Here is a 16349-nt window from a genome sequence, read left to right on the forward strand (position 1 = left end):
GGCTTCTTCATGGTACTGCCGTATCTGTCGGTGCACCTGACGAGCGATCTCGGACTCGGGGCCGCGCTGGTCGGCGTCGTACTAGGTATCCGAACGTTTTCCCAGCAGGGATTGTTCTTCGTCGGTGGGACACTCGCCGACCGCTGGGGCATCAAGCCGGTCGTGCTCATCGGATGCGTGTTGCGTGTGATCGGCTTCGTGGGCCTTGCCGCGTTCGACTCCCTGGCAGGCGTGCTGGCCGCGACTGTCCTCGTCGGCTTGGCAGCTGCCCTGTTCTCCCCAGCGGTCGAATCGGCCGTGGCCATCGAGGCAGGCAAGAGTGAACGTGACGGCGGACCTCGACGAGTCGAGACGTTCGCGTTGCTCTCGGTATGCAGTCAGATCGGATCCTTCACGGGCCCACTCGTCGGATCTCTGTTGCTGCTGGCCGACTTTCGAATTGCCTGCCTGGTGGCGGCCGGAATCTTCGTCGTGATCATTGCTGCCCACGTTCGGTGGCTACCGAACGAACCGGGCGAGCACCGTGACGAACCCTGGCTGTCGGGGTGGTCCGATGTCATACGCAACCGAGTGTTCGTGCTGTTCGCGATTGCGATGAGCGCACAGCTGGTCGCCTACAACCAGCTGTACCTTCTACTTCCGCTCGAGGTCGAACGTGCGTGGGGGTCGCAGACGGTCCTTGGCTGGTTCTTCGCCGTCTCCGCGGTGTTCGTCGTGACGACGCAGCTGCCGATCACAAGGTTGGTCGGGAAGTTCTCGCCTCGGGTGGTTCTCCCTGTTGGATTCGCCGTCATGGCGCTTTCGTTCGTAGTTGTTGCTGTGGCGTCGCCGCTGCAACTGAACGGTGTGCTCGGCCTCCTACCTGCGGCCGTGTTCGTCCTACTCCTCGCCCTCGGCCAGATGATTGCGATGCCGCAAGCGCGCGACCTGGTGCCGCAGTTGGCCGCCGAGCAACGACTGGGCTCGTACTACGGATTCATGGCCTCTCTCGGCGGAATCGGCGTCCTCATCGGATCGGTCGCGCTGGGTGCGGTCATCGATGCTGCACCCGACACGGGCTGGGGCGCCGCGATCCCCTGGCTGGTCGCATCGGCCTTTCCCGTCGCCAGTGTGATCGGACTGCGCGTCGTGCTGGCCAAAACACCGTCGTACGAGACGAATTGACGACGTCGGGCAACTACTGAGGTTCTCCGTCGGTACGGATCGGGGGCGAGGACGCCGTCAGAGCCGCGATCACGGCGCTGCGGCCGTGTTGCCACACAGGCCCTGCTGCAACGAATCCAGCGGATCTCATCGAGAACACATGGTCCTCTATGGACAGTTCGTTGTCGCGCTCGTGTGCCGGCACTTCGTGGGCGCGTCGAGCCAGCAGTGGTGCGAACGCCGGCTCGGATTCGGCCGCCCGCCACCATCGATCCCAGTCCTCGGGCGCAGCCCGCTTCGTTCGTCGGGCCCGGATGTCATCGGACGCCGAAAGAACCTGTGTCCATAACTTATTGGTGGGATAGAACTGATCGGCGTCGACCAGGATGGACTGCGGTCCGAGTAGGCGGTAGCAGTCGCGGTAGATCCCGTCCAGAACCTTTCGCGTGGGATAGTGCAGCGCCGTGCTGGAGATGATCGCGTCGATGCTGCCTGCATATATCGCGAGCTGCCTTGTCCACCCGTCGGCTCCGATGTCGGCCTGAACGAAGACGAGCTGAGGGTGAGCGGCAGTCCCCAGCGCGAGCAGAAAAGGATCTTGATCGACGGCGACGACTGTCGCATCCGGGAACCGCCGAGCAGCCCGAAGCGCCAACGATCCTGGACCACTGCCTAAATCGACGATCACGCGTGGCCGAGTCCGCACGGTCTGCACTACATCGAGAACGGAGTCGAAGCGCTCCTCTCTGTCACCGGCGTACAGCTGCTGTTGATCTTCCCACCGTTCGTACCAGTGCCGCGCCAGCGGCGTGCTGATCACGACGGGACCGTCGTCTTCACACCGTCGAGTGCCGTCGCAGTCGCCGCCACGACTGCTGCCACCACCGCGACGCCGCCCGCTGCCACACAGAGCCAGAATCCGAGGGCCGGCCCGCCGGGCGAATCCACGATCGGACCGGCTATCGCAGCCCCGCCCGCAGCGCACGACATGTTGATACACGTGAACCATGTGTAGCTTTCGGTGATCATGGATGCCGGGACGGTGACGTCGACCAGCTCGGCCAATACGGTGACCGCCGGCGCGATGACCGCCCCGGTGAGCATCAACACCACAGCAAGCTGCACCGAGTTGTCTGCAGCAATCCATGCCGCGTACCCGACGGTGAGTCCGAGCAGCAACACGATCAACCGCTTGGTCAGCGTCTGCGACGTGTCGGCCGGACGAAGAGGTAGGGCCCCGTAGAGAATTCCGCCGGCCGCGCTTCCGACGCTCCACACTGCGATCAGCACGCCCGCGGTCACGCCGCCCGCGACATCACCGGATGATTGCGCGAACGCCGCAATGGCCACCGGTGATGCGCCGAATGAAAACGCTACCCCGGCCGTGACCGTCAGAAGCAGGACGAACGCGGGCATACGCAACGGCCCTACGCCCATCGTGCGGGCTGATGCGGCTTCGCTTCGAAGTGCCTGTATTGCGCGACCCCGGCACACGACGACGGTCCCCACGAGCGTCGTTATCGTCGCGAAGGCGATCGCGGCGCCGGCCCCGTACATCGTCGGCTGCGTTGTGCTGTGGTCGGCCAGAATGATGAACAACGACGTGATGAGTGGACCGAGAACGAACACCAATTCGAACACCGCAGATTCTGCCGCCATCGCAGTGGTTCTCAGGGTGGGGTTGGGGCCGTCGGGTCGTGTGGCGTGCGTCCACGCCGAGCGCAGAGCCGGCGACATCGGAGGGAACAGTGCTCCGGTGAACACGGCCAGCACCAACAGAACCCAGAGAGACGACTCGCTGAGCACCGCTCCCAGCAGTGCAGCGTGGCCGAGCGCGTACCCGATCGCATACAGGGGTAGCACGCGGGCAGCGGAGAAGCGATCGACCAGGCGGCCCGCAACCGGCGCAGCGAACGCGGTGGCGAGCGAGACGGCTCCGGTCACGAGACCTGCTGTCGCATAGTCACCGTTGACCTCTCTGATCAGAAGCAGCCACGCGACGATCGTCACCCCGTGACCGATACGGGCCGCAGTCCCGCCGACGATCAGCATCGGTGCACCGGGCAATCGCCACAGCGCCGCGTACTTCCTCATACGTGTTCCTTCTCGTGAATTTCGACGGTGGTACCCGCTATCGCAAATTGTTGTGCAACAGCGTGTATGGCCTCTTCTATCGCGCTGGACGAACGGCCCCTGAAGCGGAACCGCCCGCCCACATGCTCGTAGTACGCGGCGGCATCCGGAATGATCTCCCCGACGGCACTGGTTTCCTCGGCATACAACTCCGGCGGCGCCCACGCTTCGCCCAGCGCCCGGTCGATCGACGTGATGCGGCACGGGCGGATCGCCGGTGAAGGAACCAGAAGAAAGCCCGCGTACTCGGTCGACTCCAACGTCCGCCTGTCCGGTTCCGGTGAATAATCGCCGAGGGCACAACGGAATGCCTCGCCCATCAGATCGAACTCGTGAACTTCACGCCATACGAATGGGATTTCCGCGCCCCCGACCCGTGCAGCGACCTCCACGAAGACACAGGACAGATGTCCGTCGCTGTCTGGTCGTAGAAATAGCTCCAGATGGAAGGGCATCGGTCGGTCCGTCAGGGCCGACAGCAAGGTATTGGCGTAGGACTCCACAACGGCAATTGCTTCCGGATCGTCCAGCTCCACCGAGCCGAGCCATCCGCCGGTTCTGAAGTCCAGCGGGCTGCCTACATAGCGAGAAACTCGCCACGGGTACATGATCCGATCATCGAAAATGCCATCGACATGCACAAGTGTGCCGTCGACGAACGACTGCACGATGGCACCGTCGGAACCTGCTCGCCAGGTCGGGTCGATGTCGCCGCTGCCGAACACGTGCACACCCTCGCTCGAACTTCCGCGCCGGGGCTTGACCACGACCGGCCATCCGTGACGGTCGCCGAATGCGAGCACGTCGGCCGGACCGGATGCCGACGCGAATGGTGGCTGAGCCAGTCCGATAGCGTGCACCGCCGTGGCCATCGTCAGCTTGTCTCGAAACACTTCGAGGTCGCCGGGCCGCCGTCCGGGTAGGCCGTACTCGACCGTCAACTGCGCGGCGGTGAGAAGGTCGTCTTCCTTCAGTGCGATGATCGCGGTCGGATCACCGTACCGTGCAGCGAGATTCGCAACCGCTGTGCGCACTTCGACGATGTCGTCGGTTGCCGAGACCAACCCGACCCCCGCGGCGGCGAGCGGAACACCCGCTGCGCCGACCTCGGTGGGCACGTACGACACGTGATGGCGGGTGTGGTCGAGGTAGCTCTCGTAGAGGGCATACGGCGCACGCCAACGGTGGAGAACGACGACGTGGTCGGTCATGTCGATGTACCGTCGCCGACGGCACCCCGTGAGGGCGACGCAATGTCGTAGAACCCGTCGCCGTCGAGGAACAGTACCGTCGACAGATCTCGTTCCAAGATGTCACGCACCGGGTGGGTGAGGCCGATCATCATGGGTTCGGTGACATCGGACACCGTGCGGTGCAGTCGTTCTCCCGGGGCGACGACGATCTGATGATCGAGATAGCTCGGCAGCGCCAGTACCTGGTCGAGCTTCGGATAGCCGCGGAGCGAGCCCTCGTAGGGAGATGTCATGAAGACCATCGCGGCATGAGATCGTTCCTGTGACGGTCGAGTGTGGATGCGGGCGAATTCGTCCGGTTCGGTGAAGGCCATCACCGTCCACTCGATCTGTGATTCACCCCGGGCGATCTGGGCGTACCGCGCGGTGTCCGCGCCGCACAACCGCGCCCCGATCTCCACGAGATGTGGACCCTGTGGCGTCATCATGATCTCCAGATGTGCTGGGCCGTAGTCGATACCCAGTGCATCGAGCACGCCCAACGCGTACTCTGCCAGAGCGTTCGTACGCGGGTCGTCGTCGGGGACGGAGACCGCGGCTGCCACCCGATCCGATACTCCGTTGGCAGAGATCTTCACGTACTTCCACATGTCGGTGACGCGGTGATCACCGGCACAACTGACGGTATTGACGACGTATTCACCTCCGACGAGGAACTGTTGCGCCACCACGCCCTCGTTGGTCACTCCGAAGATGTTCTGCTGATCGACTATTCGGCCGTACGCCTCGACCGAATCGGACGGGTCCCTGCAGAACTGGACACCGTCGTTGCCCGCGCTCCGGGTCGGTTTGACGACGACCTGTCCACCGATGGCTGTGTGCCACGCGAACAGTGTGTCTGCGTCAGGCACGAGAAGCTGCTCCGTTGCTCGCAGACCCTGAGCACGCAACCGTTCGACCATGGCGAACTTGTCTCTGCGGACGCTGCTCAACGCGGTGCCGTTCGACGCAAGGCCCAGTCGGTCGGAAAGGAGGTCCGCCAGTTCGACGCCCGTCTCACCGCCGGTGGTGACTGCCACTGGGTTCAGCGACGCCACCGCGCCGAGTGTGGCAACGAGTTGTTCACTGTCTGTGAGTCCTCCGTGGTGGACGATCTGACCGGCCAGACCGTTGCCGATGAACCCGCGATAGACGGGAGGGATGTCCGGGGTGCTCTGCAGTTGGACGACGTCGAATCCACGGTCCATGTAGCCCTGTGCGAGCCGCATGGTAGGGCCGTACAGATCGACCATCACGATCGTTCCGGTCATACGGCACCGTCCAATTCGGTTAGTACTTCGAGGAGTCGGTCGATCTCGCACCTCGTGTTGTACACGTGGACGCTGGCGCGTACCGATGCCGAGTCCTCACCGGCGTGGGCCTGACAGTGTCCGTCCGCTCGAACCATGAACCCTCGGCTCTCCAGGACGAACCCGAGGTCGTTCGACGAGATACCGCGATGTCGGAAGGTGACGATCCCCTGGCGTCGTTGGACATCCGAGTCGAGGCTCAGACTGGACTGACACCCCAGTACTTCGTAGGAGTTCAGCCGAGACAATCCGTCCGTCAGCACCGCGCCGAGCGCCGTCGTCCAGGAATGGATGTTGCCGAGTCCTGCCGCACCTAGCCACTCGAATGCCGCACTGAGACTGACGATTCCGGTGGTGTTGGGGCTTCCCTTCCATCCTGCCGGCTCGAACGGAAGTCCGCGCTTGTTTCGGGCCCACACCGCACCGATCCCGGGGAGTGCCATCGCCTTGTGACCGGAGAAGACTACGAAGTCGACGTCGAGTGCCGACACGTCGACGGGTTGGTGGCCCACGCTCTGAGCTGCGTCGAGGCAAATGACCGTGTCGGGCCCACACGCATTGCGAATCCGGTGCACGTTCATGTCGTTTCCGTAGACGTGGTGCACATGTGTGACGGCGACGAACTTGGTTCGCGGGCCGAGAAGTTTCGTGAATGCGTCGATGTCGTAGTCGCCGGAGCCGCTGACCTCGTACGGGAGGGCATGCACCGTCACACGGCGCCCTCGGTCGGTCAGCATCTGCTGCGCTTCGACCCACGGCATCGCATTGGCTTGGTGGTCGGCGAACGGCACGATGATCTCGTCACCATCGGTGAGATGCTCGATCAACCAGTCCTGGGCTACCTTACGCAAACCGCTCGACGCTCCGTCCACGAAAACGACGGACGATGAATCGGTGTTCCTGTCTCCTAGGAACTCGTGCACTGCCGCACGGCCTGTCTCGACGAGTTCGGTGGTGCTGTTGGCCCAGCCATAGGTACCGCGGCCTGCATTCGCATTCGTGGTGACGAGATAGCCGAGCACCGCGTCGAGGACGGGACGCGGCTTCTGCGCGGTGGCAGAGCTGTCGAGATAGGTGAGCGATGGGTGCGAGGTGACTATGGGGAAGTCTGCGCGCAGGTCTCGTTGCCAGCTCGCCAGGCGGTCGAGGACCGCATGGGGAGGCTCTGCACGCCTATCCGTGAATTGTGCTGTGGTGAGGGACATGTTCTCGCTTCCGTTCTCTAGTCGCGGACCAGTGGCGCGCCGGCGTCGCGCCAGGCGATGACGCCGCCCTCGAGGCTGCGCGTGTCGTTGTGGCCCATCCGTGAGAGTGCGGCAGCGTAGCGGGTCGATTTTTCCCCGACGGGGCAGACGAGCAGGACCTTGCGGCTCGTGCCGAACGGCACCCCGCCACGAATCAGCTCGCCGAACAGTTCGTCGACGATGTTGATCGATCCCTCGATGTGCAGGGCGCGGTAGGCGAACGCACCACGAAGGTCGATTACCAGGGGAGATTCCGTCTGGATCCACCTACGTGCATCGTCTACCGACAGTGTCTGTACGGCAGCGACTTCGGCGTCGGACAGCGTCGCAACGCTACCCGGGCGCGCCGGTTGTTTGAGCAAGTCCGGACGTCGATTGCGGACGTACGACATGTAGCTCTCGATGCGGTCGCAGACGATGAATACCGCGCTCTCGCGGCGGCCGGTACCGTCGAGTTGCGCATCGGCTTTCGCGAGATGACGAACGGCGCCGAAGTAGGCGGCTCCACCGGTGGGACCGGCCAGCATGCCGCAGCGTCGAACGAGGGTCAGCATCCCGTCGATCGCGTCGTCCGCGCTGACCGATTCGATGGTGTCGTAGGTGTCGGGATCGAAGAGTCCCACTTCGTGGACTTCGTCGATGTTTCGGATGCCCGGTATGAAGTCGGATTTGTGCGCGACGAGTCCGAGCACCTGCACGTCGGGATCGGCAGCACGCAGAACCTGTGCGACGCCGGTAGATGATCCCGCGGTGCCCACGCAGGCGATGAAGTGCGCGGGCGCGCCGCCCAGGTCTTCGATGATCTCCGGGCCGGTCCCATGGACGTGGGCGTCGACGTTGCGTTTGTTGAAGTACTGGTCGGTGTGGAAGTAGCCGCTACCGGGGCCGGAGATCTCCCGGTGGATGCGAGCCAGCGGGTCATCGGCATCGGTGGGATCGAGACACTCTGCCTGACCGGGCAATTCTTCGATGTCGGCGCCGATCAGTAGCAGCAGGTCTTTGATCTCCGGCACCTTCATGCGATTGGTGACCGATCGGAAGCGGACCCCGTGCATGCCCGCAATGACCGCGAGCGCTTTGGCGGTGTTGCCGCTGGACAGCTCGATCATCGTCTGATCGCCGTCACGCGCAGTGTCGATGCCGGCGCTCGCCATCGACCACGCCGCCCTGTCCTTGACCGATCCGAACGGATTGAGCATTTCGAGCTTGGCATACAGGTCGATGTTGCGCAGGCCCGTCACTTCTTCGCCGATGTGCACCAGCGGGGTGTCGCCGATGACGTCGATGACGCTGTCGTACAGCATTGTTTCTCCTCAGTTCGATTCGGTTCGTCGTGTGCTCGGCCCGTGAAACGGATCCGGCCAGTACTGCTCGTCGAGTTGCCACGACCAGCCAGCGGCGTTGCGCGACAGTGCGAGCACGCGCGCGATCGGTTGGTCGAGCGCGTGGTCGGCGCTGAAGTCCATGAAGTACCCGGCGGTGTTCACGAACGCGAGAAGATCTCCGGCGACGGGTAGCTGTTCGAACCAGATCTTCCGTCTGCTGATGAAATCAGCTTCCAGGCAGAGATTTCCGATCATGTAGCCCGAGCCGGCGCCGCGCTCACATGCGCGCGAGGGGATCAGAACCGGATCGAGGTGGACTCCGTGTTGCTCCAGGCTGACGTCTCCGGCATTGAGATCCAGTCGAATGAAATGCGTGTCGTCGGTCGCCGGGCGTACCTCGAGTACACGGGCGATCACCACGCCGCATTGATCGAGAAGGGAACGTCCGGGTTCGATCCACAGCTCGTGCATGTTGTCCAGTACGGCAGCGGCGAGAGTCGAGCCGAGATTCGGTGCAGCGGTGTTCAACAGATCGTCGAGGTACCGCGGTCCGCTGACCGGTCGATGCGCGGGATACAGGCCGAGGTTGCCGCGCAGCCGTCCACCTTCGTTGCGCAGTCCGTAGCCCGCGCCCTGCCACGTCACCGGTGCGCGACGCCCGAGAACTGCTTCGGCGAGTGCAGTTGTGAATGCCTCCCATTCCGCGCCGTCGGCCAGGTAGTCCACGCCGAACCCGCCCCCGATGTCGACCACACGTGGATCATGGCCGCGGACACGAGCTTCTTCCAGTGCCAGCAGGCAACCGTCGAAAGCGCGAGCCTTCTCGGGAATGCCGATGGTGTCGAGGTGGTAGGCGAACCCGAGCAACGTCAGGTGCTCTGGGTATTTGTCGAGAACAGCGAATACCGAGTCGAGTTCGTCGGTCGCAACCCCGAATCGAGAGGGGCGGCTCAGCATGGTGGCTCCGGAGTTGCTGAACGACGACAAACGCACCAGGATCTCCAGCTTGGGGAGCGCGTGCGCCTGTGCGATGTCACCGACCATTGCGAGCTCGTCCACCGTGTCGACGTTGACAGTGACCCCTGATCGCACTGCCAGCCAGAGAAATTCCGGCGTCTTGGGTCCTGTGGTCATGATCCTCGCGGGTGCGAAGCCGCTACCGAGTGCGCGTTGCAATTCGGCCAGGGAAGCTACGTCGATCCTTGCCTGAGTCGCAGCCAATTCACGAACGAGCGCCGCCGATCGATTGGCCTTGTGGGCGTAGTACACGGCACCCCGCATGCCGTGTGCGGCAATGGTGCGTTGGAACTCGTCGACGTTGTCTCGAATTTGTTGCGGTAAAACGACATTGAGTGGTGAGCCGAGTGCGTGAGCTAGTTCGAGAATCAGCGGAGTGTTCGTCAGAAGATCTTCGACAAGGTCGGACTTTTTGGGGGTCAGCGGGAGTGGTGCGGAGTTGGTCACGATGAGACTGCTTCCTTCAGTGGTCGCGGTGACTGTTCGAGGACGATCACACGGTCGACGTGACGCCCGACGAGTTCGAGGTCATGCGAGACGATGAGATATGCGAGGCCGAACCGGGCGCGTAGGTCGTCGAGTAGCTCCATGATCACCGTGCGTAGCGGCGCATCGAGCGAGGAGACGGGTTCGTCCAGCACGAGTAGTTCAGGTTCGAGGGCGAGAGCGCGCGCGATCGCCACGCGCTGTTGCTGGCCTCCCGACAATTGACGCGGATGGCGCCGTAGAGATTCCGGCGGCATTCCGACGAGGTCGAGCAACTCGCTGATTCGTTCGACCGGCGCGGGTCGGCGGTGAATCAGAAGGGGCTCGGCGATGATGGCCTCGACGCTCATTCGAGGGTCGAGGGAATCGCTCGGGTCCTGGAAAACGGCCTGCATCCGCGTTCGGATTTGCCGTCTGTCGGCAGCCGACATGTCGGCAGGATCCTGTCCGAACACTTCGATGCGCCCCTGCGACGGTGCACGCAGCGCGAGGACTTGTCGAAGCACGGTTGTCTTTCCGCTTCCGGAGGGACCGACGAGGGCGACGGCTTCTCCGGCGGACACGGTGAGCGAGACGTCGCGGCAGGCTACGACGGCGGGTCCGCGGCGGCGAAGGCCTGATCGAGCGTAGGTGACCGTCAGAGCGTCGATATCGAGGACCGTCGGGTTGCTGTGCGGTCCAGACTGTTTCACGATCGTGGCGCCGCAGGTAGAGGCAGTGACGGCGCCGTTCGGTGTAGTGGGGACGACCATCCCGTTCGAGACGGTGATGACGCGATCGCTCATGCGTTCCACGACGGCCGGGTCGTGGGAGATCAGCAGCATCGCCATGTGTCGCTCACGAAGCAGATCGTGGAAGAGGTCGAGTATCCGTGCGCCGATGTCGGCGTCGAGTGCGCTCGTCGGTTCGTCGGCGATCAGCAGCTCAGGTTCGTTGGCCACTGCGAGGGCGATCGCGACCCGTTGCCGCATGCCACCTGACAGTTCGTGTGGGTATGAGTCGACTCGGGTGGACGGGTCGGGGATGCCGACGCGTCCCAGTAGCTCGATGGCCAGCGTGCGTGCTTGTCGACGGGAGAGGGGTTGGTGCAACGTGATCGCCTCGACCATGTGCCCTGCGATCGTGCGGGTGGGAGTGAGCGAACCCATGGGGTCCTGGGGGATGAAGGACATCCGGTTTCCTCGGTACCGACACAGTTGCTTGTCGTCCAATGTTGTGAGTTCCGTGCCCGCGAACCGGATCGAACCGGTGATGCGCGCGGAGTCCGGGGCGAGGCCCATGACCGCCGACGCGGTCATCGACTTGCCGGAACCGGACGCGCCAACCACCCCGAGGACCTCGCCTCGTCGAATCTCCAGTGCAACATCCTGGAGTACCTTTCGGGCTCCGATGGTGACGCCGAGACCGTCGACGAGCAATAGTGGCTCAGCGCTCTGCGGTGTCATAGGGTTGCCGCCTCCCTCGAACGTCGGATGCCTTCGCCGACGAATCCGACGCCGAGCACCGTCAGGACGAGAGTGACTGCAGGAGCGACGAAAACCCAGGGATAGGTGACGGCCGAGGCGCTTCCTGTGGCGATCAGCGTGCCGAGTGAAATGTCGGGTGGCTGCACACCGAACCCGAAGTAGCTCAGTCCTGCCTCGGCGAGCACCGCTGTCGCGACCGTCAGCGCACAGTCGACGGACAGCAGTGGAATCATGTTCGGCAGCAGATGCTTTCGCATCACATGCCATTTGGATGCACCCATGGTGTCGGCTGCCCTGACGAAGCCGCTGACGCGCAGGGTGAGGGTGCGGGCGCGGATCATTCGAGCCGGGAGCATCCATTGGAACGCGGCGATAGCCAGGATGAGAAATAGCCACGATCGATCGACGAAGAGCGGTGAGAGCACTGCAATCACCAGTATCGGCGGGAGGACGAGCAAGGTGTCGACCGCCCACATCGACGTCTTGTCCACTGCGCCTCGCGCGAGGCCGGCGAGCATGCCGACCACCGCTGCCGCGCCGGTTGCAAGGATGGCTGCTGCGACGCCGATGAGCAGCGACTTCTGCAAACCGTGCAGCGTCTGGGCAAGAATGTCTTCACCCAGGCGAGCGGTGCCCAACCAATGTCGAACCGTTGGTGCCTCGAGTATCGATCCGTGATCCTGCTCGGAGTAGTGGAAGGTCAATGCATGCGGGCCGATGAATGCGACCGCAGTCAGCGTCACGAGAATGCCTGCGCCCAGGTATGTCAGGACCCGGCCGTCGCGTCCCGGTGGTGTGGCGGTACGGGCGGGTAGTCCGTCGGCGTCGATGAGCGTCCGCTGTTGTGCGTCCAGTGTCTGTCGTGCGTCCTGCGTCGTGCTCATGAGTTGGCTCGCAATCGAGGGTCGAGGGCGACCGACGCCAGGTCGGAGATCCAGCCCGCGAGCACGACGAGGACGCCGAACAGCAGCGTGACCGACGCGCACACCCGGGCGTCGTGGTCGTGGATGGCTGTGATGATCCAGTCGCCGAGTCCGTACCAACCGAAGATGCGCTCGGTGAAGACGCCACCCGCAAGATGGATGCCGAAACTGAAGGCGAACAACGAAACAACCGGTATGACGGCTGATCTCAGGCCGTGACGCCAGAAGGCAGTGCGTCGGGGAAGGCCACGGGCGCGTGCTGCTCGCACGTAGCCACTGTTCGCGACATCGAGGGCGGCCGCGCGTTGATACCGGCTGAAGAACGCGATTTGAGGGAGTGCAATGCAGATGGTCGGGAGGACGAGGTGCTGCAGTCGATCGACCAGGGCAGCCGTACCGGTGAAGTCGGCCCCGGCCGTGCGTTCACCGGAGAAGTAGAGGATCTGTGTTCCGGCCACATCATTGATCGGCAGCCACAGCATCTTCAACACCGTGCCGAGGACGAAAACCGGGACGGCGAGCACGGTCAGCGTCCACAGCATCGACCACTGGGCGCGCAGTGCACCCGTCGAGAGCGCGCCGCGGACGCCGACCACGATGCCGAGCGCCACTGCGATCGTCGCACCGATCAGATACAGCCGCAGGGAAGTTCCGGTTCGCGTCCACAGCTCGTCACCGATTTCCCGGCCGCCGACAGTGGTACCGAAGTCGCCGGTCAATACGCCGCCGAGCCAGGAGAAAAACCGCAGCGGCACAGGCTGATCCAGCCCAAGCCTGGCGGCTTGCGCGTCGATCACCTGTTGTGGTGGTCGGGGCTGCCGCGATTCGTACACCGCTAGGGGATCGAAGCTGTACGACGCCAGGCAGTAAGCAAGGAAGGTTGCCGTCAGGCACAGTGCCACCCGCGCGAACAGTCGGCCGGTCAGCCGGGCGACCCAGGTTCCCCCCTGCGACCCACCACGAGGGCGGACCGCAGGGGTGTCGGAGCCAGTCGGCTCCGCGGTGAAAGACGTTGTCACTCCTGCCAACCGGCGCTTTCGAAGCCGTAGGCTCCAAGTCCACGTGCGCCATAGTTGGCAAGTTCGGCGCGAACTGCATAGGCGCCCGAGTCGGCATACAGAGGAAGGTGATGTGCGTATTTCCATGCCAGCACGTCGATTTCGTTGGCGATCTCGTTGCGCTTGTCGGCGTCCAGTTCGGTCAGGCCGCGGTCGTAGAGTGCGTCGATCTCGGGGATGTAGATGCGGCCATAGTTGCTGCCTGCGTCGTCACCTTCCGGCTTTTGAAAGACTGGACGGTCGTGTGCGAACGGCGATGCTGACTTGGTCCATTCGAACGCAGCCAGGTCGAAATTGCCAGGGATGAGGTACTCGTCGTAGAACTGGTCCGGCGACACCGAGTTGACCTGTACCCCGATTCCTGCGGCGGTGAGCTGATCGCGGAGAACGCCGGACACCGTGTTCCCCACGGGGGTGTTCTGAGCCAACAGTCGCAGTTCGAGGGGCGCGCCGTCTTTCGTCCGAACACCACCGTTCTGTGCGGTCCATCCCAGTTCGTCGAGCAATTGTCCTGCTGCGCCGGCATCGTGTGGCAGGGTGGCGGAATTGTCGACGTACCCCGCATCGGTCGGCGGCAAGATGTGGTTGCCGACCGGTTCGGCTCCGGGAACGATGCGGTCCATCAAGACGGTAGTCACAGCGGCCGGGTCCAGGGCTTGGGCCACCGCGATGCGCAGTTGCTCGTCGGCCAGGGCGGCGCCTTCGGCACCGTTGAAAGTGATCTGCCCTGCCTTGCGCTCGGGAGCCTGCCTGATCTCGACGCCGTCGATCGACTGTGCGCGGGTGAACAGGTCGATATCGCCGCCGATCGGATACAGGTCTATCTCGTTGTTGGCCAATGCATCTGCACGAGCAGAGGGATCGAGGGCACGGAAGACGATCTGGTCCAGTGGGGGCTTCTCGCCCCACCAGTCGCTGTTGCGCTCCACCGCAATTGTTTTCGCGGTCTCGTCGATGCTGTTCACGATGAACGGGCCCGCGGTGATCGTCGGTGCGTCGACCCAGGCTGTGTTGAACGCATCCGCGTTGCCGGTCACCTCTTTGGGCGCAATGAGATTGAACAGCCCCTGCCATTCGGCGAACGGTGTCTCGAAGGTGACGACTGCCTGCTTGTCCGAGGCGCCGCGCTCGACCTTCTCGATGTCGGAGTAGCCGACGTTGCTGTAGCCCTCGAACGCGGTGTCGGCGCCACTGAGGGACCGGGCCTGGGACTCCAGATCCTCCCAGTCCATGGCGCGCCCGTTCGACCAGGTTGCGTCCTCGTTGATCTCGTACGTGACCACCTGTGGAGACTCGGATGTGAGCTCAGCTGAGGAGAAGAAGTCCTCCGCGAGGCGGTGGCGGCCGTCGGGTCCATCGCGGAACGCACTCGGCAGGAGGGCCTCGGAGAGCTGCCATGTGACCACACGGGCACCGTTGATCTGCAGAGGGTTGTAGTTGGTGGGCAATGCATCGACCGGGATGCGGAGTTCGCCGCCTTCGCGCAGCGAGGACGCCTCCTGCGCGTTGATCTGCTGTCCCCCGTTCGCTGCAGGCGAGCGTTCGGCGTCGCCGCCCGAACTGCACCCGCCCAACACCACTGTGCTTGCCATCGCGGCGGCCAGCACACGCCAGCGCCGAACTGTCATCGTCATCGGTTGTCTCTCCAGTTGGTTGTCCGGCCATTAATGTAAACAATAATCATTGTCATTAAAAGTCCGGACGTTGGTGCTTGGGTCCTGGGGAGCACCGATTCGTTCGTGCCGTCGTTTGTTCGTGGCAGGCGAAGAGGGGACGCAAGCGCGCCGGACGAGAGAACGTGAAGCGAACTGGCTTCGTTCTTCGCCGACGGTCTTACTCGTATGCTGGAGGGGCAGGGCTTTGGCTAGTCGAGCGCGCTGACGCTCATTCCGTATGGAAGGAAGCGCACGCGACGGGTCGGGTCGGTGTTGTCCTTGTGAGCACGAAGGGCATCGAGTTCAGTGGCGAACACCTGGTCGATGGCTGCGCCGTCGTCGGTGACCGTATAGATGGTCCAGACGCCGTCGCCCTTCTCGCCTGTGGTCTCGGGGGCCGGCTTTGCGCGAGGAGTCGCTGCCTCGCCGAAGAATGCACCCCAGGGTCCGACGGCGCCGGATTGGCCGATGATCTTACCTACTTGGCCGACCACGTCGCGGAGTCCATCGCTCGCTTCTTTCGCGAATCGATCGAAGTCCTCGGGGTCGATGTTGAACGGTCCGTTGTTTGTCATCTCTCCAGTGTGCGCCTGCGAGCCGCGCACCCGCATCACTGCTGTTGGAGCCGCGACCCGATGGTGCTGTGCAGAGCCCGCAGCGAGTTCTGGCCCAAGGACACGGTCTGCGACTCGATGTGCTTGAGTAGGTGACCGTCGTCGAGAACCTTCTCGCTGGACTGAATGAGGACGGTGCCAGCACCGGTGAAGTCGAACTGGCGTTCCTCGCCGCTGTTGGCGCCGAGGAATCCGCGTGCCGCACCGAGGAAGTTCTGCATCCACCCTGCGTCGAAGTGGTGCGACGGCGACGGGCAGTCGGCCCAGCCGACGAGCGCTTCCGGGTCGATACGCAGGGGCGGCTCGGCGAACATGACTGTCCCGTTCGACGACGCCAGGAACTTGCCGGTACCGAGCAACGTCAGGAACCCGGGAACGATGGACTGCTTGAGATCGAGCGTCGGCTCGAACGCGAGCAGATTCGACGCCCGGATCGTCAGGTTGCCTTCGTCGAGGTCGTAGCTGTTGATGTTGAATCCGCGGTCGCCGAGGATCAGCTTGCCCTGGCCTTGCGCGAGTACCCAGTCGTTCGAGTACAGCGGCGAGGAGAATCTCGCGGCCACGATCGCGGGCATCGATGTCTGACCCAGCGGTTCGAATCGGACGTTGCCGTAATACGCGATCATCGCGCCCTTGGAGGTGAACCACGGCTGGCCTGCGAGTTCGACGCAGAACGCGTAGTCGTTTCCGGGAACATTGTCGTTGACGGGAAGCGTGTACGGGGTGTGGATTTCGAGGCCCAT

At 63.6% G+C, this 16349-nt stretch carries 14 protein-coding genes; 1 reads left to right on the forward strand and 13 read right to left on the reverse strand.

Annotated features, from left to right (window positions below):
* Positions 1-1164: MDR family MFS transporter (locus tag A2J03_RS06735; RefSeq protein WP_068371166.1), on the forward strand; the 1164-nt coding region annotated here is incomplete at its 5' end.
* A 13-nt stretch (positions 1165-1177) separates the two neighbouring features.
* On the opposite strand, the gene A2J03_RS06740 is transcribed toward A2J03_RS06735, so the two are convergent.
* From A2J03_RS06740 to A2J03_RS06800, 13 genes are all read right to left on the reverse strand, one after another.
* Positions 1178-1963: a class I SAM-dependent methyltransferase gene (locus tag A2J03_RS06740; RefSeq protein WP_197480645.1), complete on the reverse strand. Its 786-nt coding sequence runs from the start codon at positions 1961-1963 to the stop codon at positions 1178-1180.
* Positions 1960-3237, reverse strand: coding sequence for an MFS transporter (locus A2J03_RS06745; protein WP_068371169.1), 1278 nt, complete (start codon positions 3235-3237; stop codon positions 1960-1962). Before A2J03_RS06745 ends, A2J03_RS06740 begins: the two co-directional genes overlap by 4 nt.
* On the reverse strand, positions 3234-4487 hold the full coding sequence (locus tag A2J03_RS06750; RefSeq protein ID WP_068371172.1) for an ATP-grasp domain-containing protein: 1254 nt from the start codon (positions 4485-4487) through the stop codon (positions 3234-3236). The genes A2J03_RS06745 and A2J03_RS06750 overlap by 4 nt, the downstream gene beginning before the upstream one ends.
* Positions 4484-5779 (reverse strand): ATP-grasp domain-containing protein, encoded by a 1296-nt coding sequence (locus tag A2J03_RS06755; protein ID WP_068371175.1) that lies wholly within the window; start codon positions 5777-5779, stop codon positions 4484-4486. Before A2J03_RS06755 ends, A2J03_RS06750 begins: the two co-directional genes overlap by 4 nt.
* Entirely contained in the window at positions 5776-7023 is a 1248-nt protein-coding gene (locus A2J03_RS06760) for an aminotransferase class V-fold PLP-dependent enzyme (protein WP_068371178.1), read from the reverse strand. The genes A2J03_RS06755 and A2J03_RS06760 overlap by 4 nt, the downstream gene beginning before the upstream one ends.
* Before the next feature lie 17 nt (positions 7024-7040).
* Positions 7041-8366, reverse strand: a complete 1326-nt coding sequence (locus A2J03_RS06765; RefSeq protein WP_068371182.1) for a pyridoxal-phosphate dependent enzyme — start codon at positions 8364-8366, stop codon at positions 7041-7043.
* A gap of 9 nt (positions 8367-8375) precedes the next feature.
* Positions 8376-9851 carry an alanine racemase gene (locus A2J03_RS06770; protein WP_068371184.1) on the reverse strand — a complete coding sequence of 492 codons (1476 nt, stop codon included), beginning with the start codon at positions 9849-9851 and terminating at the stop codon, positions 8376-8378.
* Positions 9848-11335: an ATP-binding cassette domain-containing protein gene (locus A2J03_RS06775; protein ID WP_068371187.1), complete on the reverse strand. Its 1488-nt coding sequence runs from the start codon at positions 11333-11335 to the stop codon at positions 9848-9850. Before A2J03_RS06775 ends, A2J03_RS06770 begins: the two co-directional genes overlap by 4 nt.
* On the reverse strand, positions 11332-12240 hold the full coding sequence (locus A2J03_RS06780; RefSeq protein WP_082897655.1) for an ABC transporter permease: 909 nt from the start codon (positions 12238-12240) through the stop codon (positions 11332-11334). Before A2J03_RS06780 ends, A2J03_RS06775 begins: the two co-directional genes overlap by 4 nt.
* The gene (locus A2J03_RS06785) at positions 12237-13298 is read right to left on the reverse strand and encodes an ABC transporter permease (RefSeq protein ID WP_082897656.1); all 1062 of its coding nucleotides are present in this window, start codon (positions 13296-13298) and stop codon (positions 12237-12239) included. The genes A2J03_RS06780 and A2J03_RS06785 overlap by 4 nt, the downstream gene beginning before the upstream one ends.
* The gene (locus A2J03_RS06790; protein WP_068371190.1) at positions 13295-14971 is read right to left on the reverse strand and encodes an ABC transporter family substrate-binding protein; all 1677 of its coding nucleotides are present in this window, start codon (positions 14969-14971) and stop codon (positions 13295-13297) included. The genes A2J03_RS06785 and A2J03_RS06790 overlap by 4 nt, the downstream gene beginning before the upstream one ends.
* A 230-nt stretch (positions 14972-15201) precedes the next feature.
* Positions 15202-15567, reverse strand: coding sequence for a hypothetical protein (locus A2J03_RS06795; RefSeq protein ID WP_068371340.1), 366 nt, complete (start codon positions 15565-15567; stop codon positions 15202-15204).
* A gap of 35 nt (positions 15568-15602) precedes the next feature.
* Positions 15603-16349 carry an AIM24 family protein gene (locus A2J03_RS06800; RefSeq protein ID WP_068371193.1) on the reverse strand — a complete coding sequence of 249 codons (747 nt, stop codon included), beginning with the start codon at positions 16347-16349 and terminating at the stop codon, positions 15603-15605.

It is taken from the genome of Rhodococcus sp. EPR-157 (genome assembly GCF_001647195.1).
Taxonomy (GTDB): Bacteria; Actinomycetota; Actinomycetes; order Mycobacteriales; family Mycobacteriaceae; genus Rhodococcoides.

Excerpts from the sequence above, each read along its gene's own strand:
- A2J03_RS06745 (WP_068371169.1), bottom strand. The coding sequence starts at position 3,237 with ATGAGGAAGTACGCGGCGCTGTGGCGATTGCCCGGTGCACCGATGCTG.
- A2J03_RS06750 (WP_068371172.1), bottom strand. The coding sequence starts at position 4,487 with ATGACCGACCACGTCGTCGTTCTCCACCGTTGGCGTGCGCCGTATGCC.
- A2J03_RS06755 (WP_068371175.1), bottom strand. The coding sequence starts at position 5,779 with ATGACCGGAACGATCGTGATGGTCGATCTGTACGGCCCTACCATGCGG.
- A2J03_RS06760 (WP_068371178.1), bottom strand. The coding sequence starts at position 7,023 with ATGTCCCTCACCACAGCACAATTCACGGATAGGCGTGCAGAGCCTCCC.
- A2J03_RS06765 (WP_068371182.1), bottom strand. The coding sequence starts at position 8,366 with ATGCTGTACGACAGCGTCATCGACGTCATCGGCGACACCCCGCTGGTG.
- A2J03_RS06775 (WP_068371187.1), bottom strand. The coding sequence starts at position 11,335 with ATGACACCGCAGAGCGCTGAGCCACTATTGCTCGTCGACGGTCTCGGC.
- A2J03_RS06780 (WP_082897655.1), bottom strand. The coding sequence starts at position 12,240 with ATGAGCACGACGCAGGACGCACGACAGACACTGGACGCACAACAGCGG.
- A2J03_RS06790 (WP_068371190.1), bottom strand. The coding sequence starts at position 14,971 with ATGACGATGACAGTTCGGCGCTGGCGTGTGCTGGCCGCCGCGATGGCA.
- A2J03_RS06795 (WP_068371340.1), bottom strand. The coding sequence starts at position 15,567 with ATGACAAACAACGGACCGTTCAACATCGACCCCGAGGACTTCGATCGA.
- A2J03_RS06800 (WP_068371193.1), bottom strand. The coding sequence starts at position 16,349 with ATGGGCCTCGAAATCCACACCCCGTACACGCTTCCCGTCAACGACAAT.